The 20,275-nt window shown below is 61.9% G+C and carries 15 protein-coding genes; 14 read left to right on the top strand and 1 reads right to left on the bottom strand.

Translation table 11 applies throughout. The annotated features are described in order from the left end of the window. The first annotated feature begins 416 nt into the window (after nt 1-416). From ACCD05_RS09055 to ACCD05_RS09085, 7 genes are all read left to right on the top strand, one after another. Complete coding sequence (locus ACCD05_RS09055; protein ID WP_112949962.1) at nt 417-1,730, top strand: SLBB domain-containing protein; 1,314 nt, start codon at nt 417-419, stop codon at nt 1,728-1,730. A 91-nt stretch (nt 1,731-1,821) separates the two neighbouring features. Beyond that, nucleotides 1,822-3,363 (top strand): O-antigen translocase, encoded by a 1,542-nt coding sequence (locus tag ACCD05_RS09060; protein ID WP_112949961.1) that lies wholly within the window; start codon nt 1,822-1,824, stop codon nt 3,361-3,363. A 103-nt stretch (nt 3,364-3,466) separates the two neighbouring features. Beyond that, nucleotides 3,467-3,871, top strand: coding sequence for a hypothetical protein (locus ACCD05_RS09065; protein ID WP_112949960.1), 405 nt, complete (start codon nt 3,467-3,469; stop codon nt 3,869-3,871). A gap of 143 nt (nt 3,872-4,014) precedes the next feature. Then, complete coding sequence (locus ACCD05_RS09070; RefSeq protein WP_112949959.1) at nt 4,015-4,518, top strand: copper chaperone PCu(A)C; 504 nt, start codon at nt 4,015-4,017, stop codon at nt 4,516-4,518. Nucleotides 4,519-4,574: 56 nt separating this feature from the next. Next, nucleotides 4,575-4,943 carry a copper homeostasis periplasmic binding protein CopC gene (gene copC, locus ACCD05_RS09075; protein ID WP_112949958.1) on the top strand — a complete coding sequence of 123 codons (369 nt, stop codon included), beginning with the start codon at nt 4,575-4,577 and terminating at the stop codon, nt 4,941-4,943. Further along, nucleotides 4,940-5,818, top strand: coding sequence for a copper homeostasis membrane protein CopD (copD, locus tag ACCD05_RS09080; protein ID WP_112949957.1), 879 nt, complete (start codon nt 4,940-4,942; stop codon nt 5,816-5,818). Before copC ends, copD begins: the two co-directional genes overlap by 4 nt. Before the next feature lie 123 nt (nt 5,819-5,941). Beyond that, nucleotides 5,942-6,544 (top strand): HupE/UreJ family protein, encoded by a 603-nt coding sequence (locus ACCD05_RS09085; RefSeq protein WP_112949956.1) that lies wholly within the window; start codon nt 5,942-5,944, stop codon nt 6,542-6,544. 73 nt (nt 6,545-6,617) lie between these two features. On the opposite strand, the gene ACCD05_RS09090 is transcribed toward ACCD05_RS09085, so the two are convergent. Further along, nucleotides 6,618-7,025: a response regulator gene (locus ACCD05_RS09090; RefSeq protein ID WP_112949955.1), complete on the bottom strand. Its 408-nt coding sequence runs from the start codon at nt 7,023-7,025 to the stop codon at nt 6,618-6,620. Between the two features lie 292 nt (nt 7,026-7,317). Here ACCD05_RS09090 and ACCD05_RS09095 point away from each other — a divergent pair, with 292 nt between their 5' ends. The 7 genes from ACCD05_RS09095 to ACCD05_RS09125 all read left to right on the top strand — a co-directional run bounded on the left by ACCD05_RS09095 (nt 7,318) and on the right by ACCD05_RS09125 (nt 20,070). Then, nucleotides 7,318-12,792, top strand: coding sequence for an alpha-2-macroglobulin family protein (locus tag ACCD05_RS09095; protein WP_413392101.1), 5,475 nt, complete (start codon nt 7,318-7,320; stop codon nt 12,790-12,792). Further along, nucleotides 12,789-14,879, top strand: coding sequence for a penicillin-binding protein 1C (pbpC, locus tag ACCD05_RS09100; RefSeq protein WP_112949953.1), 2,091 nt, complete (start codon nt 12,789-12,791; stop codon nt 14,877-14,879). Before ACCD05_RS09095 ends, pbpC begins: the two co-directional genes overlap by 4 nt. Nucleotides 14,880-14,984: 105 nt before the next feature. Further along, nucleotides 14,985-17,480, top strand: a complete 2,496-nt coding sequence (locus ACCD05_RS09105) for a heavy metal translocating P-type ATPase (protein WP_413392102.1) — start codon at nt 14,985-14,987, stop codon at nt 17,478-17,480. 9 nt (nt 17,481-17,489) lie between these two features. Continuing rightward, complete coding sequence (gene cueR / locus ACCD05_RS09110; RefSeq protein WP_018896509.1) at nt 17,490-17,885, top strand: Cu(I)-responsive transcriptional regulator; 396 nt, start codon at nt 17,490-17,492, stop codon at nt 17,883-17,885. A 161-nt stretch (nt 17,886-18,046) separates the two neighbouring features. Next, on the top strand, nt 18,047-18,586 hold the full coding sequence (locus tag ACCD05_RS09115; RefSeq protein ID WP_047505082.1) for a sigma-70 family RNA polymerase sigma factor: 540 nt from the start codon (nt 18,047-18,049) through the stop codon (nt 18,584-18,586). Further along, the gene (locus tag ACCD05_RS09120; RefSeq protein ID WP_413392103.1) at nt 18,573-19,337 is read left to right on the top strand and encodes an anti-sigma factor family protein; all 765 of its coding nucleotides are present in this window, start codon (nt 18,573-18,575) and stop codon (nt 19,335-19,337) included. The genes ACCD05_RS09115 and ACCD05_RS09120 overlap by 14 nt, the downstream gene beginning before the upstream one ends. Nucleotides 19,338-19,356: 19 nt before the next feature. Continuing rightward, nucleotides 19,357-20,070 (top strand): Bax inhibitor-1/YccA family protein, encoded by a 714-nt coding sequence (locus tag ACCD05_RS09125; protein WP_413392104.1) that lies wholly within the window; start codon nt 19,357-19,359, stop codon nt 20,068-20,070. Nucleotides 20,071-20,275: the final 205 nt, after the last annotated feature.

Consider the following 20,275-nt stretch of genomic DNA (forward strand, 5'->3'; position numbering starts at 1 on the left):
CCACTGGAGGGTAGTTCGTCGATAGTGGATGCCGCGCCACGGTTGCTAGTACCTTTGGACAGGGTTTCGGTTTTTATAGATCTGATCGAAGGTTAATTTTTATACATCTCAAATTATACTTATTATACTATTTCTATCTGTCGATTTTTCTCCGTATCCTTGTATAATTCGCTTAAATGTCGTCAAGGCGTTTTATAATTCTGCTCTGGCTCAAGAAATGTGCGCAACAATTAGTCTATTTTGGTAGACGGGGAGATATTGATCTCGGGCAGAAATGTAATGAATAATAGCTTTGCGAAATTCGATGAAGCACTGGTTTCCCGAGTGAAAAGCTTCTCGAATGAAAGACAGGGAAGCATTCAGCGGCACCGCAGTATTTTGAGCGTTTTTGGCGCTAGGATGAGGAATGATCGGGCATGGTGATGCAACGCTTGCGTTTTTCGACAGGTCGCCATCAGCCGACGCGGCTGGGTAGGTTCTTGATCCTGCTTGCGCTTGGAACGACGACATGCGCCGGCGCCGCCGCTAGCGCTCCGCTTCCGCCTCACACGAAAATCAGGCTGAGCGTCGTCCAATGGATGCCCACCAAGGGCGTCTATGAACAATGGGGCTCCATCGGCGGCGATCTCACTGTTTCGGATGCCGGCACGGTGTCCGTACCGGTGCTGGGGAGTGTTGCTGTCGGCGATCTTGACGACGACGGCTTGGCCGCGGAAATCGGCAAACGTCTCAAGGAAAAGATCGGACTGGTCGATGCGCCGGCGACAACTGTCCAGGTACTCGAATATCCGCCGGTGTATGTCGTTGGGGATGTGTCCAGACCCGGTGAGTATAAATTCAGTTCGGGGCTGACTGTCTTGCAGGCGCTCGCTTTGGGCGGCGGCGAGTTTCGCGCGCCCCTCGCGCTCGAGGGCGCCGGCGAGGTGACGCGGTTGGCCGGCGCGTTGAAAGAACTGGACGATTCCATCACGCGCAGTAGCGCGAAGATCGTGCGACTGGAGGCCGAGATGGCGGGGGCTGCCTCGGTCGATTTTTCGCGGCAGCCCGACAAGGCCGAACCGTTCGCGGCCGCCGTTTATAATCAGGAGCAGGTTATCTTCGAGGCTAGGGCGAACGCCGTTGATCGAAAGGCGAAGTCATTTGCCGAGCTGCGAGATTTGCTGAACGAGGAAATCGGCGTTCTCGAACAGAAGACAAAGAGTACTGACGAGAATATCAAATCCATCCAGCAACAGGTGGATAGCACCGCGATGCTTGTTGCCAAGGGCGCCGTGGTGGCGACCCGGCAGGGTGAGGTCGAGCGGGCGCTGAGAAGCTATCAAGACACCCGGCTGGACATCAGCACGGCGATAATGCGCGCTCGCCAAAGCATCAGCCAGACGACGAGGGATCTGCAGGCGCTTTACGACGAACGAAAGACAGAAGTTGCTTCGGAACTACAGTCCGAAAGAGCCGCGCTCGTCCAGCTGAAGGTCAAGCGCGAAACCAGCCAAAGACTTTTGCTGGACAGCCTGTCATCTCTCGGCGGAGTCGCAAGCGGGGACGGGAAGCCGCTCCTGACGTTTGTCATCGTGCGCAGGGAAAACGGAACGGCAAACGAGATTTCCGCGTCCGAGACCACCACACTTATGCCCGGCGATGTCGTCAAGGTAACCCGGCCTTCCCTGCAAACCGCGAAACCGGTCGAGCAGGTTTCGTCAATCACCGGCGCTGACCAAGCCAGTCGATGAGTATTATCATCTGGCGGGAGAACCAAAAGCGTATTGCGTATTGGCGGCCGCTACCCAAAGAGCGTGCCGAGCTAGAGGGTAGCGTGCCTTGATGGCCACGGATGTGAACGTAACTGGACGACAGAGCTACACTCAGATCCTGAAATCCACGGTCTTGATCGGCGGATCATCAGTTGTGAATATCGGCTTTTCGATCATTCGCAACAAGGCAATGGCGCTCCTGCTTGGGCCGGAAGGCGTGGGTCTAATGGGCCTTTACAGCGCCACGGTCGACATCGTCCATTCCGTTGCGGGCTTCGGGATGAACGCCAGCGGCGTCCGCCAGATCGCCGAATCCGTCGGCAGCAATGACCCCGATCGCATTGCCAGAACGGCGACAGCCTTGAAGCGTATCTCGGTGGTGCTGGGGCTTCTCGGAACACTGGCGATGGCGCTGCTTGCCGCGCCGATCGCCAGGTGGACATTCGGCGACGACCAACATGCGACGGCAATGCGGCTGCTGTCGATCGTGATCGTTTTCCAGGTCATGTCGGGCGGGCAGGCGGCCCTTGTTCAAGGGGTGCGCGACATTGCCAGTCTCGCGCGCCTCAGCGTGCTGGGTGCATTTTTCAGCACCGTCATCAGCATTCCGATCATCTATCTTTACGGTGAAAAAGGCATTGTGGCATCGCTGGTCTGCATTGCGGCCGCGACGCTTGCGACTTCGTGGTGGTACAGCTGCAAGATCGAGATCAACCCGTGCCGTCTGTCGTTCGGGGATCTGCGCGTCGAAGCCGGTGGCCTGTTCAAGCTGGGCTTCATCTTCATGGTGAGCGGCTTCCTGACGTTCGGCAGCGCCTATGCGATCCGCATTATCGTTCTCGATGAGGCGGGTATAGTCGCCGCCGGCCTCTATCAGGCGGCATGGTCGCTCGGCGGACTATACGCCGGGTTCATTCTGCAGGCGATGGGAACTGATTTCTATCCGCGACTGACAGGCGTTGCCAATGACAACGAAGAGTGCAATCGCCTGGTCAACGAGCAGACGCAGGTCAGCGTCTTGCTTGCCGGTCCGGGGTTGCTGGCAACGCTCACGCTTGCGCCTGTCATCATGCATGTCTTCTACTCGCCGGCGTTCTATGCGGCAGTAGACCTGTTGCGCTGGATTTGCCTGGGCATGATGCTCCGCATCGTCGCATGGCCGATCGGCTTCATCATACTGGCCAAGGGCGCTCAGAGGATTTTCTTCTGGACTGAAGTGGCGGCGGCTATCGTTCATGTCGGGCTTGCGTGGCTCTGCGTTAAAACGTTCGGAACGGTCGGCGCCGGTATTGCCTTCTTCGGCCTTTATGTGTGGCACAGCATTCTCATCTATTGGATTGCCCGGCGCTATACCGGCTTTCGATATTCCGCGATCAATCGTGTTCTGGTTTTTGTATATCTGCCGCTTTCGGGAATGGTGTTTCTGGGCTTCCAGTTCCTGCCGCTGTGGCTGGCGAGCTCGATTGGTCTCGTCGCCACCGCCGCAACCGGGCTCTACTCGCTCAAGACCCTCGCCGAATTGCTGCCGCCCGAAGCGCTGCCGCGCGTGGTTAGAACCAGGTTTGGCCGTGCGGCAATGTCCTGGTCGGGCTCCGTACGCCAAGTCCCATGAGCTCGGGAGCAGCCCGGCAGCGCCTGCTGATTGCCTAAACTGTCGCATTGAGATTTGCTGGCGTTTTGCGTAAAGACGATGCGAGTGAGCGGTGAGGACTCAGGTGAAAGCGGCGGAAGCAGGCATAGTTCGATGGCTGGTGCGTATCAGCTGCGTCGTTGCGCTGGTCCTTGTGGGCTTCGCGCATCAGGCGCCGGCCTTCGCCGATGGCGCATTCATCCCCGATGAGCTTTCCGAGTTTGTGCTGCCGGATGGAACCGCGCCCGTTATCTGCACGGTCGACAAGGCGCAGCCCACGCATCACAACAGTAAGGTCCACGCGCATGGCTGCGAGGCTTGCAGGATCAGCGCGTCGACCGTCTTGCCGGCTCCCGCTTTTGTCGCATGGCGAGGCATCGCGATCCTCACCAATCCTGGCCTGCGCCGCGACTCCGCGGTCGATGAAAGCAGGCCTTTATCACCCGGCGGCGGTCCCAGAGGGCCTCCGTTAGGCGTTGCTCAAGTTTGAGCTGCCATGCGGTTCGCTGCTTAGTCGGTGACCCCGCATCGATATCCAATCTGTCTCACACATCCATCCGCTGCCGATGCCGCATGACATGTTGGTCACGCGAGCCTCCTGAAACAGCGTTCGCTCTGGCAGGAACAATCATCATGAAGAAGCTTACAGCCCTTCTGGCTATTCTCTTTCTTGCAGTCACTTTCGGTGTGCCCGCCGGCGCGCAAACGGTCACCGCAGGCGATATAGAGATCTCCAATCCGAATGCCCGCGCCATGGTTCCTGGTGCGAAAGTCGGTGGCGGCTATCTCAGCATCACCAACAAGGGCAAGGCCGACGACAAGCTCGTCGGCATCACCTCAACGCGCGCCAAATCCTCTGAAATTCACCAGATGAGCGTCAACAACGGCGTCATGACCATGCGGGCCGTCGCTGATGGCCTCGTCATTCCGGCGGGGCAGACGATCGAGCTCAAGCCGGGCGGTTACCATGTCATGTTCACTGATGTCGCCGAGCCCTTCAAGCAGGGCGAGACGGTGAAGGCGACTCTGACCTTCGAACAGGCAGGACAGGTGGATGTCGAATTCACGGTAGGCGGCGCCAACGCCATGAAGATGGATGGTCATTCCGGGATGAGCGATATGTCCAAGCCGCAATAGGCGGCAGGTATTAGACTTTCATCAGCAATCAGCAAATCATTACAATGAGCAATCCTATGTCTAAAACGAGCAAACTCCTTATCGCGTCCTTCGTTGCCACTCTTGTTGCCGCAGGGCAGGCGAGCGCCCATGCGCATCTGACGTCAAGTGTTCCCGCCGATAAGTCGACGGTGCAGGCATCTCCTGCGGCGGTCGAACTGCATTTCTCCGAGGAGCTTAACCTCCGCTTCTCGGGCGCGACGATTGCCGGTGCCGACGAAAAGCAGGTTCCGACCGGCGATGCAAAGCTGTCGGATGACGGAAAGACCCTCACGGTCCCGGTTTCTGGAAGCCTCGATGCCGGCGGGTATGTTGTCGAGTGGCATGTGCTGTCGACGGATGGGCACAAGACGAAGGGCAGCTATGGCTTCACGGTCAAGCCGTGACGCCTGATGCGGCCCTTATCGTCTGCCGCTTTCTCTTCGACGCCGCGGTCATTCTGATCTGGGGTAGCTCCGCCTATCTCTGGGCGCTTGTTTCACCCGAACTTGCGCGTGTTGTCGGAGACCGGCTGCGCGGGTTGAACGCGGCTGCAATCGTAGTCGCGTTCGCCTCCACCGTTGCCATGTTGCCGCTGCGCACGGCGATCATCGGCGATGGGTGGTCCGATCTGTTCGCGCCGGAGATGCTTTGCGCCGTGCTCACGCAGACGGATGTCGGGACGGCCTGGATGGTCCAGGCCGTCGGTGTGGTGCTGCTCGGCGCGGCGGTGGGTCTCCCGTCACGCTGTCGGCAAATGGGACGGGCCGTCTGTGCGGCACTCCTGTTGCTCAGCCTGACGCTGAGCGGCCATGCGGCTATGAACAGCGGCTGGCTGCGGCTGATGCACCGCATCAATGATGGTGTGCATCTTCTGTCCGGCGGTGCCTGGCTGGGTGCGCTCGTGCCGGTGCTCTTGATCCTGCCGATGCTTGGACGCGGCGCGCTGCAGGCCGATGCGCGCTTGGCGGTCATGCGGTTTTCGACGGCGGGGCATGTCGCCGTTGCGCTCGTGCTTCTCTCAGGCGCCGCGAACACGCTGCTTATCCTCGCAGGAGTGCCGTCGGATTGGTCGTTCAGCTATCAGCGCCTGCTGAGCGCCAAGATCGCGGTGGTGGCTGCTATGGTCTTGATTGCGATCGTCAATCGTTATGTCTTCGTGCCGAAGTTCGCCCGAGATCACTCTCTTGTTCCGCTGAAGGTCTGCGTCATCACCGAGATCGTTCTCGGCTTGACGGTTGTCGGGCTCGTCGCCTGGTTCGGCATGTTGCAGCCACGCTAGGCGCGAAAGCCGCCGGCCAATCCATCTACGTCAAATAACGGTGCTGCCTGTTTTTTCGCTTTGAAGCCTTGATTCTCCATGTCATTTTCAGCGCAACACTGCATACCGATAATGGGGACGATCATGTTTTCAAAAAGCATCAAATTCAACGCCGCGCTTGCTGCACTCCTGCTTGCGCCATCGCTTGCCCTTGCCCATCCGGGCGCCGGTCAGGCGATTGGCTTTGCGCATGGCTTTAGTCACCCGATGTCCGGGCTCGACCATATCCTGGCGATGATCATGGTCGGTGTTGTTGCGTGGCAGCTTGGCGGCCGCGCGGTCTGGATGGTACCTGCCACCTTCGTTGCCGTGATGGGCCTCGGCGGAGCGCTCGGCATGATGGGTATCTCGATCCCCTTCGTGGAAGCCGGGATCGCGCTTTCGGTGATCGTTCTCGGCGCCGTCATCGCGCTTAACGTTCGTGCGCCGGTTGCCGTTGCCGCCGGTCTGGTTGGTCTGTTCGCCGTTTTCCACGGTCATGCGCATGGTTCCGAAATGCCGGCTGCCGCCGCGGGCATGTCTTACGCCGCCGGCTTCATGATCGCGACGGCCACGCTGCACGCCATCGGTCTTGCTATGGGCTTTGCGATTGCACGGGCCGGTGATGCCAAAGGCGCTCTCGTCACGCGCTCCGCCGGTGGTGTCGCGGCGCTGGCCGGTATCGGCCTGCTGACCGGTCTTATCTGATTGCTATATGCTCAGGAATGAGGTGCTTTTATCGGCTCCTCATCCCACGCATCTATGAGGCAACTTCGCGGTTCTAATTCAAACCGCGGCGAAGTTCCGCTGCTTTTCTCAGCGTGCGTTGCACGGTCGAGGGCATGGCCGGCTTGGTGACGACACCAAGCGCGCCGTTCAGCTTATCCGCCACGGCCTCAGGATTGCCCGTCATGAACACCACCATCACCCCGAATTCCTCCACCAGGCGACGGCCGATTTCCGGACCGGTCGGCCCATCCGAGAGGTTGACGTCGACGAAGGCGATATCGGCATCACGTGCAAGCTGCAACGCCTGATCGCGACCGTTCGCCAGGCCGGCGACGTCGAAGCCCATGGCTTTTACCGTTTCCTCGAGATCAAGAGCGATGAAGAGCTCGTCCTCGACGATCAGGACGCGCTGCTTGGTGCTATTTTCAGTCTGTGAACTGTACTCAACGCCGGTGCCCATACTTGGCCCCCTGTTACTCATTTTCACCAGAACTCGGACGGAAAACGGCTCGGCAACAGATATGTTCCGGCGCGGGACAGCTTTATTTTCAGTTAAGATATTGTTAGTATTAACAAAACGCTAATTTCTGCATCTTATGGTGCATGCTCTCTCAGAGATCCACAGCTGGTCTTGATGGTGCTGTAACACGATTGAGATTTACTGCGGGGCGACGCTCCATCCGAGTTGACAACAGGGATGCGAGTGGGGAGAGTTGCCGCCAAATGAGGCGCCAGCATATTGGGGGGAACCTATGTTCGCACGCGCGTTCTTGACAGCCGTAACCGTTGTTCTTTCAACCGCTCTGATCGGTTCACCTGCCTTTTCGGCAGACAGCAAGCGCCAGGTGCAGACCGTGCGCGATGCCGACTATTTCGGTTTTGATCTGCGCAGCGAGCAGAATGTCACGCTCGACCAGTGCAAGGCATCGTGCATCGGCGACAAATCGTGCAAGGCCTTCACCTATAACCCCAAGGCCAGCTGGTGCTTCCTGAAATCCGACTTCAAGACGATGAATGCGTTCCCAGGCGCCATCGCCGGCAAGATTGTCGAGACAGTGGGCAGCCAGGAGCCGGATCTCGGGGCGGCACCCCGCATCGGCTTCCTCTCGGGCGATGTGCTGCAACAGGCGCGCGACGACAAGGCCAATCTCGAACTCGCCGATGACCAGCAGGGCCAATCCGCCAACAGCCTCATCGCCAATGCGCGGATCGACCTCACGGCCAACAACGTCGTCGACGCCCTGAAGTCCTTCCGGGGCGCGCTGGCGCTTACGCCTGACAATGCCGACCTGTGGCTGGAGACGGCGCGCGCGGGCGATAGCTTCGTCAAGACCGACGACAATAACGGCAGCGATATCTATGCCCAGGCCGTGCTCGCCGCCATCAATGGCTACGACCTGACGCGGACGACGACCAGCCGAGCCGATGCGCTTGCGGTTCTGGCGGTGGCGCTGGAGAAGAACGCGAACTACCGGGCCGCGCTCAATGCCTACAAGGCAAGCCTGGCGCTGGTGAATTCGAAGGAAGTTCAGGCCGCCTACCTGCAGCTGAAATCGACGCAGGGTTTCCGGATCACCGACCATACGGTCGACGCCGACAGCGCCACGCCGCGCGCCTGCGTCACCTTCTCGGAATCGTTGGTCAAGACCACCGACTACACCCCCTTCGTGACGCTCAATGGCGCCTCGCCGAAGGCGCTTGAGACCAAGGACAAACAGATCTGCGTCGAGGGCCTGACGCATGGTGAGAACTACAAGATCTCTTTCCGCACTGGCCTTCCTTCGTCGGTCGACGAGGTTCTGGAGGCGCCGGTCAGCCTCGATATCTACGTCAAGGACCGCACCGCAAGCGTCCGCTTCACCGGCGACAGCTTCGTGCTGCCATCGACAGCCCGTCGCGGCATCCCGATCGTCTCGGTCAATATGGCTTCGGCCAACCTCAAGCTCTACCGCATCGGCGATCGCGGCATCGCGCCGTTGCTGACCAGCTCGCAGTTCCTCACCCAGCTCGATGGCTATAGCGCGCAGCGGATCGAGGACGAGAGCGGCGAGCTTGTCTGGCAGGGCGCGATCGATATCGCCAATGATCTGAACAAGGACGTCGTCACAAGCTTCCCCGTCGACGAGGCGCTGCCGGAGCGCAAGCCTGGCGTCTACGTGCTGACGGCCACATCGCCGACCGGGCCGGACCAGGAATGGAACTCGCAGGCGACGCAGTGGTTCGTGGTCTCCGATATCGGCGTGACGACCTATGCCGGGACCGACGGCCTCAATGTCTTCGCCCGCTCGCTTGCATCAGCCAAGCCGATGGCCGGCGTCGAACTGCAGCTTCTCGCCAAGAATAACGAGGTGCTCGGCACCGCCACGACCGACGACAATGGCCGCGCCACCTTTACCGCCGGCCTGATCCGCGGGACATCGGCGCTGACGCCCGCCGTGATCACGGCGAAGAACGGAACGTCGGACTACGTCTTCCTCGACATGACGCGGGCCGGTTTTGACCTCTCCGACCGCGGCGTAACCGGCCGCGCGTCGCCCGGCGCGATCGACGTGCTGACATTCACCGAGCGCGGCATCTACCGTGTCGGCGAAACAGTTCATGCTTCTGCGCTGGCGCGCGATACGGATGGCAAGGCGATCGAAAATCTGCCGCTGACCTTCATCTTCATGCGTCCTGATGGTGTGGAGGATCGCCGCATCGTCAGCCAGACCAGCAATCTTGGCGGCTACAATGTCGATTTCGCCGTGCAGGACAACGCCATGCGCGGCACCTGGACGATGAACATCCATACCGATCCGAAGGGTTCGCCGATCGCGAGCAAGAGCTTCCTGGTCGACGATTTCGTGCCGGATCGGACCGACATGGAGCTGAAGACCGAGGCGAAGGTGATCGGCCCGGACACGCCGGCGACGATCAACATCACCGGCAAGTATCTTTATGGCGCACCCGCCGCCGGGCTCACGCTCGAAGGCGATGTCGTGATCAAGCCGACACGCCAGGCCGATGCGTTTCCGGGCTATTTCTTCGGCCTTGCCGATGAAGAAGCGAGCGAGGATTCGCGCCAGTCGATCGAGGGCCTGCCGGATCTCGACGAAAAGGGCGAAGGCGTCACCGATCTGACGGTCGGCGAGCTGCCGGCAACGACGCAGCTTCTGAATGCGACCGTCTATATCAGAATGCAGGAAGCAGGAGGCCGCGCGATCGAGCGCTCGCTTGTACTGCCGGTGCAGAACCAGGGGCCGATGATCGGTATCAAACCGGAATTCTCGGGCGATCTTGGCGAGAACTCGATCGCCAACTTCACCGTCATCGGCGTCAGTGCCGATGGTGCGAAAGAAGAGATGAAGGGGCTTCGCTGGAAGCTCTTCAAGCTCAACCGCGATTATCAGTGGTATCGCGATGGCACGGCCTGGAAATACGAGCCTGTTTATACCGCCGAGCAGGTGGGCAACGGCAATGTCGATGCCGGCATCGATGGCGCCAAGATCGCCTCGCCCGTGCAATGGGGCCGGTATCGCCTGGAGGTCGAGAGCACCGACGCGGATGGCCCGACCTCCAGCGTGGAGTTCGACGCCGGCTGGTTCGTGCAGGCTACATCCACGGAAACGCCCGATGGGCTGGAGATCGCGCTCGACAAGGATAGCTACAAGGTCGGCGAGACCGCGAAGCTGAAGGTCTCCTCGCGTTATGCCGGCGAACTTATGATCGCGGCCGGCACCGAGACACTGGTTGCCGTGCAGAACGCGGCGATCGGCGAAACAGGCGGCGAGGTGGATATTCCCGTTACCGCCGACTGGGGCGCGGGCGCCTATGTGACCGCGACGCTTTTCCGTCCGGGCGATGCCCAGGACAGTCACATGCCGATGCGCGCGATCGGAGTGAAATGGCTGAAGGTCGATCCAGAGGATCGGGCCTTGCAGGTCAAGATCGACGCACCTGAGAAGATGCTGCCGCGCGGCCCTCTGCCGATCACGCTCGCCGTTGCGGGTGCCGGCGCAAACGAGGACGCGTATGTCACCGTTGCCGCCGTCGATGTCGGCATTCTCAACCTGACGCGCTATGAGCCGCCGAACCCGGAAGAATGGTATTTCGGCCAGCGCCAGCTCGGTCTCGAGATTCGCGATCTCTATGGCCGGCTGATCGACGGTTCGCTCGGCGCCACCGGCAAGCTGCGCACTGGCGGCGATGGCGGCGCGATCGCGCTGCAGGCAAGCCCTCCGACGCAAAAGCTCGTCGCCTTCTTCTCCGGTCCGCTGAAGCTGGACGGCGAGGGCAAGGCGCATGTGAGCTTCGACATTCCTCAGTTCAACGGCACGGCGCGCCTGATGGCGGTCGCCTGGTCCAAGTCCGGTGTCGGCCATGCGACGCAGGACGTGATCATTCGCGATCCCGTTGTCGTCACAGCCAGCCTGCCGCGCTTCCTGGCGCCGGGGGACAAGTCCGAACTGCGCCTTGATATCGCCAATACCGATGCTCCCGCCGGTGACTACAAGCTTGCCGTCACAGGCAATGACGCCGTCGGCATCGACAAGGCCACGCAGACGATCCGTCTGGATGCCGGCGCGAAACAGGCGGTGACGCTCGCCGTGACCGGTCTTCAGTCGGGCAACGGTATTGTTTCGATCAATCTGTCGGATGCATCCGGCCTATCGCTCGACCAGAGCCTCGATGTCCCCGTCCGGCCCGCGGTGTTGCCGGTCACCGAGCGTCGCGTGCTGGCGCTGAAGCCGGGCGCGAAGCTGACGATCGACAAGGCGCTTCTGGCCGATAGCGTTCTTCCGGGCGCGTCGGTCAGCGTCAACGTCACGCGCTCGGCTGCCTTCGATATTCCGGCCTTGCTGATGTCGCTCGATCGCTATCCCTTCGGCTGCGCCGAACAGACAACCAGCCGGGCTCTGCCGCTGCTCTATCTGAGCGAGCTTGCCGAGCAGGCCGGGCTTGATGGCGATGCCGATATCAAGAAGCGCGTGCAGGACGCCATTTACCGCGTCTTGTCTTACCAGGCATCCGCCGGCAGCTTCGGCCTGTGGGGGCCGGATAGCGGCGATCTCTGGCTCGACTCCTACGTCACCGATTTCCTGACGCGGGCTCGCGAGCAGAAATACGACGTGCCGGATCGCGCGCTCGCACAGGCGCTGGAGAACCTGCAGAACGCCTTGAGCTACGACGTTAACGTCAAGGATCAGGGCGACCAGATCGCCTATGCGCTCTATGTGCTCGCGCGCAACAAGAAGGCCGCGATCAGCGATCTGCGCTACTATGCGGACACGATGATCAACGACTTCCCGACGCCGCTCGCCAAGGCCCATATCGCGGCCGCGCTGGCGCTTTACGGCGATGCGACGCGGTCGAAGAACATCTTCGTCGATGCGCTGCAGATGTCGGCCCAGTCGATGGTCACGAAGGTGAACCTGTCGCGCACCGACTACGGCTCGGTGCTCCGAGACGGCGCCGCCATTCTCGCGCTCGCCGCCGAAAGCCGGCCGGTGCCGCCGATCGTGCCGGAGCTGGCGAAGGCCGTGGCCAAGGAGTGGGAGCGCAGCAAGTACACCAGCACCCAGGAACAGGCCTGGATGCTGCTGGCCGCCCGCGCCATCCAAGGGGGCGACGACTCGCTGAAGATCGACGTCAACGGGGCGCTGCACAACGGCGCCTACATGGCACGAATGAACGGCGAGGCGTTGGCCGATCACGCGCTGACGCTGACCAACCAGACGAGCGATGCCGTTTCGGCTGTTGTCACGACCGTTGCCGCACCGGTGACGCCGCTGCCGGCAGGCGGCGATGGCTTTGCCATCGAGCGCAGCTACTACACGCTGGACGGCGAGGAAGCGAATGTCTCGGAGGCGAAGCAGAACGAGCGCTATGTCGTCGTGCTGCATGTCACCGAGAGCAACAAATGGCCGTCGCGCATCGTCATCACCGACCTGCTGCCGGCCGGCTTCCAGATCGACAATCCGAGCCTGGTCGACAGCGCGCAGCTGACCAACTTCGATTGGATCGGCGATGTGACGGCCGCGCATACCGAGTTCCGCAACGATCGCTTCGTCGCCGCCTTCAATCGCAGCGCCGATGACAACAGGGAGATCAACGTCGCCTACGTCGTGCGCGCCGTGACACCCGGCGTCTACGATCACCCGGCGGCGAACGTCGAGGACATGTACCGGCCGCAGCTTTCGGCGCGGACAGCAACCGGCAAGATGGAGGTCGTGGCAGCACAGCCATGAGACTGAGGCGGAAAATCGCGATCAGCGTCGTAGCGGCGGTGGCAATTGCCGGCGCCGGGCTGATCGGGCTCGACGCGGCGGACAAGGCATTTCCGCCGCCGCTCGACAAGGCGCGCGTATCCGCCGAGGTGCTTGATGCCGACGGAGAGCTTCTGCGCGCCTTCGCGACACCGGAGGGGCGCTGGCGTCTGAAGACTGATGTCGGCGATGTCGATCCGCAATTCCTGCGCATGCTGGTCGCCTATGAGGATCGGCGTTTTTACGAGCATGGCGGCATCGATCCGCGTGCGATCGGCCGCGCCGCCTTGCAGCTCGTCACTAACGGTCGCATCGTGTCCGGTGCTTCGACCTTGTCGATGCAGGTCGCGCGGCTGATCGAGCCGCGTCAGGGGCGATCGCTTTCGGCAAAGCTGCTGCAGGTGGTGCGCGCGATCCAGATCGAGCGACGCCTGTCCAAGGATGAGATCCTCGACCTCTATCTGACCCATGCGCCCTATGGCGGCAATCTGGAGGGCGTCCGGGCTGCCAGCCTTGCCTATTTCGGCAAGGAGCCGAAGCGGCTGACGGTGGCGCAGGCAGCGCTCCTCGTGGCATTGCCGCAGCTTCCCGAAAAGCGCCGTCCCGATCGCAACCTGAAGGCCGCCGAGGCGGCGCGCAAGCGCGTCCTGGAGCGCGTGGCGGTCGTAGACGCTATTGGGGAAGGGGAGGCTGAGCGCGCCGAGGCGACGCTTGTGCCGGCAAAACGCATGCAACTACCGGCGCTGGCTGCCCATGTAGGCGAAGCCGCGCTGCGCAAGGCACCCGATGCGTCGCCGTACCAGACCACGCTGAAGAAGCGCGTGCAGGAGGGGCTGGAGACCGTCGCCAAGGCGGCCGCGCTGAAGCTGGGCCCGAAACTGTCGCTGGCGATGGTGATGGCGGATGCTCAGACTGGCGATATTGTCGGCGAAGTCGGCTCCGCCGATTATTTCGACGCCGGCCGATCCGGCTGGATCGACATGACGCGCGTCCCGCGCTCGCCGGGCTCCACGCTAAAGCCGTTCATCTATGGTCTCGCCTTCGAGGAGGGATTGGTCAGCCAGGAGACGATCATCGAGGATCGGCCCGCGGATTTCTTCGGCTACCGCCCGCGCAATTTCGATATGAGCTACCAGGGAGACGTGACGGTGCGCGACGCGCTGCAGCTCTCGCTTAATGTTCCCGCCGTCAAGCTGCTCGATGCCGTCAACCCGGCCAAGCTCCTCATCCGCTTCCGCCGCGCGGAGGTGCGCCCGCTGCTGCCGGCGAACGAAACGCCGGGGCTAGCGATCGGGCTTGGCGGCGTCGGCCTCACGCTCAAGGATCTGGTGCAGCTCTATACCGCGCTCGCCAATAAAGGGCAGGCGGTTCGGATCGGTGATGGCATATCCGGAAAGCCCGGAGAGATCGAAGGTGAGGCGCTGCTGGAGCCGGTCGCGGTGTGGAATGTCGCCGATATTCTCTCTGGCGTCATCCCGCCCGCCGGCGCGCCGCAGCGCGGCATCGCCTACAAGACCGGCACGAGCTATGGATACCGTGATGCCTGGTCGGTTGGTTATGATGGTCGCTATGTCCTCGGCGTCTGGGTCGGTCGCCCGGATAACGGCGCCTCACCCGGGCTGACCGGTTATGGCACGGCCGCGCCGATCCTGTTCGAGGGTTTCGCCAAGTCGGGTATCGCGACGACGCCGCTGCCGCGCCCACCGTCAGGCGCCGTGCGCATCGCGCAGGCTCAGCTGCCGATCAGCCAGCGCCGCTTTGCCATCAATCCCAGCGGATTGCTGGCCACCTCAGGCCGTGAGCCGGCGCCGCAGATCGTCTATCCGCCTGAAGGAGCGCATGTCGATCTTGGCGCCCAAGGCCTGGCAAAGGGCGGCGAGCTCTCGCCGCTGATGCTGAAGTTGCAGGGTGGTCGCGCGCCCTTCCGGTGGCTCGCCAACGGCAAACCTCTGCCCGACTTGTCGCGGCGGCGCACCAACCAATGGACGCCCGATGGCGGTGGCTATTCCAAGCTGACGGTCATCGATGCGATGGGCCGCGCTGCAAGTGTCGGCGTGTTCATCGATTGAGCCGGTTTTGACCGCCGTCAAGACACGTGCATTTTGCGCTTGACCTTCCAGTCGCTGGAAGGTTGATAAGCATCTCCACTGCCTTGTCAGGCAAAGGAGATACAAATGGACAGCACCCACGCACATCACCACGGCAACAGCGACCACCACCATCATCCAGCGGATGACGGCGTGGTCCGCGACCCTGTCTGCGGCATGACGGTTGATCCCGCCGCCGGCAAGCCGTCGCTTGAGCATGAAGGGCGGCGCTATTTCTTTTGCTGTGAGGGCTGCCGCACTAAATTCGAGGCCGCGCGGCAGGATTATCTGACGGCAAAAGACCCGGTCTGCGGCATGAGCGTCGATCGTGCGACGGCCAAGCACTTCTTGCGGCATGAAGGCGAGAAGCACTATTTCTGCTCGGCCGGCTGCAAGACGAAATTCGAGGCAGCGCCGGCGGATTATCGCGACGGCAACAAGCCGCAACCAAAGCCTGCTCCGAAGGGGACGCAATATACCTGCCCGATGCATCCTGAGGTGATCAGCGATCATCCGGCCGATTGCCCCAAATGCGGCATGGCGCTGGAGCCGATGGGCATCCCGCCCATGGATGAAGGCCCGAATCCGGAGTTGGTCGATTTCACGCGCCGCCTCTGGATCAGCGGCATTCTCTCGGTTCCGCTGCTTGTCATCACCATGGGGCCGATGGTCGGCCTGCCTGTGCGCGATTGGCTCGGCGAACCGCTTGCGACCTGGGCCGAACTTGTTCTCGCGACACCCGTGGTACTCTGGGCGGCACTCCCGTTCTTCCGCCGTGCCTGGGCGTCGCTTGTCAATCGCAGCCCGAATATGTGGACGCTGATCGGCCTCGGTGTCGGGACGGCTTACATCTATAGTCTGGTCGCCACGCTGGCGCCGGGCATCTTCCCACATACGTTCCGTGGGCATGGCGGCGCCGTGCCTGTTTATTTCGAGGCGGCGGCCGTTATCGTGGCTCTGGTTTTCGTTGGACAGGTGCTGGAGTTGAAGGCGCGCGAGCGGACCGGCTCGGCCATTCGCGCACTGCTCGATCTCGCGCCGAAGACCGCAAGGCGTATCGGTCGCGATGGCAGCGAGGCCGATGTGCCGGTCGACGATATCGTGGTTGGAGATCGTCTGCGCGTTCGGCCGGGCGAGCGGGTTCCTGTCGATGGGATGGTCAGCGAGGGGCAGTCGACGATCGACGAATCCATGCTGACGGGTGAACCGATGCCCGTCGAAAAGGCTGTGGGCGATACTCTGACTGGAGGTACGATCAACAAGAACGGCATGCTGGTCATGACCGCCGAAAAAGTCGGTGCGGAGACCACGCTGTCGCGCATCGTGGAGATGGTCGCCACGGCGCAGCGCTCGCGCGCGCCGATCCAGGGCGCCGTCGATCGCGTCTCGGCCTTCTTCGTCCCGGCCGTTGTCGCCGCTGCGATTGCTGCGTTTGCGATCTGGGCTCTCGTCGGTCCCGAGCCGCGCATGGTTCACGCGCTGCTCGCCGCCGTTTCCGTCCTCATCATCGCCTGCCCCTGCGCATTGGGGCTTGCCACGCCGATGTCGATCATGATCGCAACAGGTCGCGGTGCCCACGAAGGCGTGCTGATCAAGGATGCGGAAGCGCTGGAGCGTCTTTCGAGAGTCGATACGCTGATTGTCGACAAGACGGGCACGCTCACCGAAGGAAAGCCCCGGCTGACGGATGTCGTGGCGCTCGGCGACGTGGCGGATGACCAGCTCCTGCAGCTTGCCGCCAGCTTGGAGCGCGGATCGGAGCATCCTTTGGCGGCCGCTATCGTGTCGGGGGCGGAAGAGCGGGGGACCGCCTTGGCCGATATCACGGGCTTTGAGGCGGCAACGGGCAAAGGCGTGCGCGGGAATATCGGCGAGACGGCGGTGGCGCTTGGCAACGCGGCGATGATGGCCGATCTCGGCATCGACGTCGCCGGCCATGGTGGGCAGCTGCAATCGTTGCGGGACGAAGGCAAGACGGTGATGTTCGTCGTCGTCGACCAGCGCATCGCCGGGCTGGTGGCCGTCGCCGACCGCATCAAGCCGACAACAGCCGCCGCGATCAAGGCGCTGCATGCGAGCGGGTTGAGGATCATCATGGCGACGGGCGACAATGAGCGCACGGCGCGCTCGGTCGCCAGGAGCCTGGGGATCGACGATGTGCGCGCCGATATTCTGCCCGAGGGCAAGAAAGCGCTGATCGATGAGCTGCATGCCAAGGGGGCGGTGGTCGCCATGGCCGGCGATGGCGTCAACGATGCACCGGCGCTGGCCGCGGCCGATGTCGGCATCGCCATGGGCACGGGTGCCGATGTCGCGATGGAGAGCGCCGGCATCACCCTGGTCAAGGGCGATCTCAACGGCATCGTCAGGGCGCGGCGTCTGGCCGAGGCGACGATGCGCAATATTCGCCAGAACCTCGGCTTCGCCTTCGGCTACAATGCGCTCGGCGTTCCGCTCGCCGCCGGCGTGCTCTATCCGGTTTTCGGCCTGTTGCTGTCGCCGATGATTGCGGCGGCGGCGATGAGCCTGTCGTCCGTCTCGGTCATCGGCAACGCGCTGCGGCTGCGCGCCGCCAAGCTCTAGGAGGTCGCCATGAATATCGGTGAAGCATCGGCACGCTCCGGCCTGCCATCGAAGACCATCCGGTACTACGAGGATATCGGCCTCATCCGCCCTGATAGAAACGACAACGGCTACCGCGACTACGCGGTCGCCGACGTTCACAAGCTGCGCTTCCTGCAGAAGTCGCGCGGGCTCGGCTTCTCTGTGGAGGAGTGCCGGCAGCTGCTGGCGCTCTACGAGGACAAGAGCCGGGCCAGCGCCGACGTGAAGGAGTTGACCCAGGCCAAGCTCACCGAGATCGACCGCAAGATCCGCGAGCTCAGCGAACTCCGGCACACACTTGAGCATCTGGTCCACGCCTGTCACGGTAATGACCGGCCGGACTGTCCCATCCTCGAGGAACTGTCGGACGAACAGCATGCCTGACGATTTGCGCGCATGGGCGGCATCTCCGAGCAATGCTTAAAGTCATGATTTCCATGTGATATTTCGCGTGCGTTCTGCGGCGTCGTTCGCTGGATGACGAAAAAGCAGAAAAAATCGCGGCCGCGGGGAATAAAACAACGCGCGGCTTCGTATACTCAATCATGGAACGGAAAGAACGCCCATTCGATGTCATCGGTCAGCTCGCAGCGCTTCGGCGCTACGCGCGCTCCCTGGTGCGCAACTCGGATGACGCCGAAGATCTGGTTCATGATGCCCTGGTCCGGGCATACGAGAAGAAGCAGAGCTTCCGCAGCGGCGGTAACTTGCGTACGTGGTTGCTCTCGATCGTGCATAACGCTCACATCGACCGCGTCCGACAGGGGCGATCGCTGACACGACGGCATGATGAGGCCGCCGTAGAGGCCGAGCAGTCCTTGCCAGCCGCGCAGGAACATGCCGTGCGTCTGCAGCAGGTGCGTAACGCTTTCTTCCGCTTGCCGGAGGAGCAGCGCGAGGCCCTCCATCTCGTGGCGATTGAAGACCTCTCCTATCAGGAAGCTGCTGCAGCGCTCGGCGTTCCGATCGGTACATTGATGTCGCGCATTTCGCGCGCTCGCGCCCAGTTGCGCGAAATTGAAGAAGCGACACCGCGCGCACCACATTTGAGATTGATCGAAGGAGGCGGCAATGAAAGCAGTTGATCCCATTATCGACGCCGATCTCGATGCCTATGTCGATGGCGAACTCGATGTGACACGCCGTATCCAGGTGGAATCCTATCTTTCCGAAAATCCTGAAACGGCCGCCAAGGTGATGGCGGATCTGAGCATGCGCGGCGAGTTGCGCCTTGCGCTCGCTCACGAAGGCGCCTCCGGCCGGGCGGAAACGCGCGATCTTGCGCGCCGTCTTGAGCGCGGGCTTGCCTATGGCCGCATCTTCCACGCGGTGCAGCGGGTTGCTGCCGTCGGCGTCATGGTGGCGGCCGGCTGGGTAGCGCACACTTCGTTCGGCGCGTTTACCGCAACCGAGGTGGCAGCGTCCGTTCCGGCGCCCGCCTATGTCGAAGAGGCCGTTCAGGCCTACAAGACGGCCTTGGTGCGCCAGTCCGTCTCGTCGCAGCCGGCGGAAGGCTACAAGCCGGATGAAATTCGCGCCGCGACCGGCATCGTCATGCCGCAGCTCCCGCGCGACTGGACGATTTCGGACGTACAGATATTCCCGTCCGAGTTCGGCCCGAGCGTCGAAATGTCGATCACGGCCGAAAAGAAGCAGCTGTCGCTGTTTGCCGTTCGTCCGGGCGTCTTCTCCGTTCAGTCGGTCAACCATATCGCGCTCGATGGCGCCGAGGCCGCCTATTGGCAGATCGGTGACGTCGCTTACGCGCTGGTGACTGCGGATCGCTCCATCTCACTGGATCAGGCAGCCGATGGGCTCGCCCGTACCCTTTACTAGTTCACTCGAGGAGATCTCAATGAACCCAATCAATCAGCAGCGTTACGGTGCGGCCGTTGGCTCGCAGGCCATGTTCGACGAGGGTCTTCGCCAGCACATGCTGCGCGTCTACAACTACATGGGCATCGGCCTTGTCATTACCGGCAGCGTCGCGTTCATCGTTGGCTCGACGCCGGCGCTTTACGTGCCGATCTTCCAGTCGCCGCTCAAGTGGGTGGTCATGCTGGCGCCGCTCGCCTTCGTCTTCTTCTTCTCGTTCAAGATCCAGACGATGTCGGCAAGCGCAGCACAGATGACTTTCTGGGCCTTTTGTGCCGTCATGGGCCTGTCGATGGCCTCGGTGTTCCTGGTCTTCACCGGCACCAGCATCGCACGCACCTTCTTCATCGCCGCCACCATGTTCGGCTCGACCAGCCTCTATGGCTACGTGACCAAGCGTGACCTGTCCCGCATGGGCTCGTTCCTGATGATGGGCCTGATCGGCGTGGTGATTGCCAGCGTGGTCAACATTTTCCTTGGTTCGAGCGCTCTGCAGTTCGCGATCTCGGTCATCGGTATCGTCGTCTTCGTTGGCCTCACCGCCTACGACACGCAGAACATCAAGGAACAGTATTCGGAGAACTACGATCAGGAATCGAACCAGAAGCTTGCCGTCTTCGGCGCTCTCTCGCTCTACCTGAACTTCGTGAACATCTTCCAGTTGCTGCTCAACTTCACAGGCGAGCGCGAATAGTCGAGCTACAGCGCTTCTGGGGGCAAAGGAAGCGCTAGAACGCCCGATCCGCACTCTGTGACAGGATGCGTGGATCGGGTGTTCACCATAGGGAAGCGGGGGGGGGGGGGGGGGGGGCGGGGGGGGGGGGGTGGTTTGTGTGGTGTTTTTTTTGTGTGTGAGTGTTGGTGAGGCCTCGGGGCGGTAGGGGCCGGCCGGAGGGGAG

The sequence above is a fragment of the Rhizobium sp. Rhizsp42 genome, from assembly GCF_047304155.1.
Classification (GTDB): domain Bacteria; phylum Pseudomonadota; class Alphaproteobacteria; order Rhizobiales; family Rhizobiaceae; genus Rhizobium.

Coding starts and splice junctions, on each gene's coding strand:
- ACCD05_RS09055 (WP_112949962.1), top strand. CDS start 417: ATGGTGATGCAACGCTTGCGTTTTTCGACAGGTCGCCATCAGCCGACG.
- ACCD05_RS09060 (WP_112949961.1), top strand. CDS start 1,822: ATGGCCACGGATGTGAACGTAACTGGACGACAGAGCTACACTCAGATC.
- ACCD05_RS09070 (WP_112949959.1), top strand. CDS start 4,015: ATGAAGAAGCTTACAGCCCTTCTGGCTATTCTCTTTCTTGCAGTCACT.
- copC (WP_112949958.1), top strand. CDS start 4,575: ATGTCTAAAACGAGCAAACTCCTTATCGCGTCCTTCGTTGCCACTCTT.
- ACCD05_RS09085 (WP_112949956.1), top strand. CDS start 5,942: ATGTTTTCAAAAAGCATCAAATTCAACGCCGCGCTTGCTGCACTCCTG.
- ACCD05_RS09090 (WP_112949955.1), bottom strand. CDS start 7,025: ATGGGCACCGGCGTTGAGTACAGTTCACAGACTGAAAATAGCACCAAG.
- ACCD05_RS09095 (WP_413392101.1), top strand. CDS start 7,318: ATGTTCGCACGCGCGTTCTTGACAGCCGTAACCGTTGTTCTTTCAACC.
- pbpC (WP_112949953.1), top strand. CDS start 12,789: ATGAGACTGAGGCGGAAAATCGCGATCAGCGTCGTAGCGGCGGTGGCA.
- ACCD05_RS09105 (WP_413392102.1), top strand. CDS start 14,985: ATGGACAGCACCCACGCACATCACCACGGCAACAGCGACCACCACCAT.
- cueR (WP_018896509.1), top strand. CDS start 17,490: ATGAATATCGGTGAAGCATCGGCACGCTCCGGCCTGCCATCGAAGACC.
- ACCD05_RS09115 (WP_047505082.1), top strand. CDS start 18,047: ATGGAACGGAAAGAACGCCCATTCGATGTCATCGGTCAGCTCGCAGCG.
- ACCD05_RS09120 (WP_413392103.1), top strand. CDS start 18,573: ATGAAAGCAGTTGATCCCATTATCGACGCCGATCTCGATGCCTATGTC.
- ACCD05_RS09125 (WP_413392104.1), top strand. CDS start 19,357: ATGAACCCAATCAATCAGCAGCGTTACGGTGCGGCCGTTGGCTCGCAG.